At 44.3% G+C, this 994-nt stretch carries 3 protein-coding genes; all 3 read left to right on the forward strand.

Annotated elements, in window-relative coordinates:
• A partial coding sequence (atpE, locus tag A3762_RS17570; RefSeq protein WP_068756866.1) for a F0F1 ATP synthase subunit C occupies positions 1–173 on the forward strand: 173 nt, incomplete at its 5' end.
• A 59-nt stretch (positions 174–232) separates the two neighbouring features.
• Positions 233–703 (forward strand): F0F1 ATP synthase subunit B, encoded by a 471-nt coding sequence (locus A3762_RS17575; protein WP_068756867.1) that lies wholly within the window; start codon positions 233–235, stop codon positions 701–703.
• Positions 704–719: 16 nt separating this feature from the next.
• On the forward strand, positions 720–994 hold a 275-nt coding region (gene atpH, locus A3762_RS17580), incomplete at its 3' end, for an ATP synthase F1 subunit delta (RefSeq protein WP_068756869.1).

Here is a 994-nt window from a genome sequence, read left to right on the forward strand (position 1 = left end):
TGGGTCTTCTAGGCGGCCGTTTGCTTGAAGGCACAGCGCGTCAGCCAGAGCTTGGCCCAATGCTACAAGGTAAGATGTTCTTACTTGCTGGTTTGATCGATGCTATTCCAATCATCGGTGTTGGTATTGCTATGTACTTGATCTTCGTAGTTGCTCCAGGTGTTGGTGCTTAATCCATTAAGGTTTAAGTATTTCTGACTAAGTAAACCGGCAACAAAGCGAGGTTATTGGTGTGAATCTTAATTACACACTTATAGGACAAATAATCTTCTTCGCTGTTTTCGTGTTGTTCTGCATGAAATATGTATGGCCGCCAATCATGGCTGCCATGCAAGAGCGTGAAAAGAAGATTTCCGATGGTTTAGCTGCAGCTGACCGTGCTTCAAAAGATTTGGAACTTGCTCAACAAAAAGCAGATGAAGAATTGAAAGAAGCAAAAACTAAAGCAGCTGAGCTTATTGAGCAAGCGAACAAGCGTGCTAGCCAAATCGTTGACGAGGCTAAAGAAACTGCAAAAACTGAAGGCGATCGTCTTCTGAATGCAGCGCAAGCAGAAATTGAGCAAGAAAAGAATCGTGTACGTGAAGAACTACGTGCAGAAGTATCAGCAATTGCATTAGCAGGTGCAGAGAAGATTCTTGGCGCAGAAATCGATGCAAGCAAGCACAGCGCGTTACTAGACCAGCTTGCCTCTGAAATTTAACTATTGAGAGTGGATGATGGCAGAGTCAATCACGATTGCCCGACCTTACGCTAAAGCTTCATTTGAAGCAGCAAAAGCAACTGATAGCCTTGACGTTTGGTCAAGTATGCTAGCTGCAGCTTCTGCGGTAGCGAAGGAAGAGAATATGGTTGTTGTTCTCGATCACCCTGCACTAACTAGCAAAGCGAAAGCCGATACATTTTGTGATGTATGCGGCGATGCTTTGAATCAAGAAGCGCGTAACCTGATTCACGTACTATCAGAAAACAATCGCATTGCATTGTTGCCTGA

Source organism: Oleiphilus sp. HI0125 (assembly GCF_001635355.1).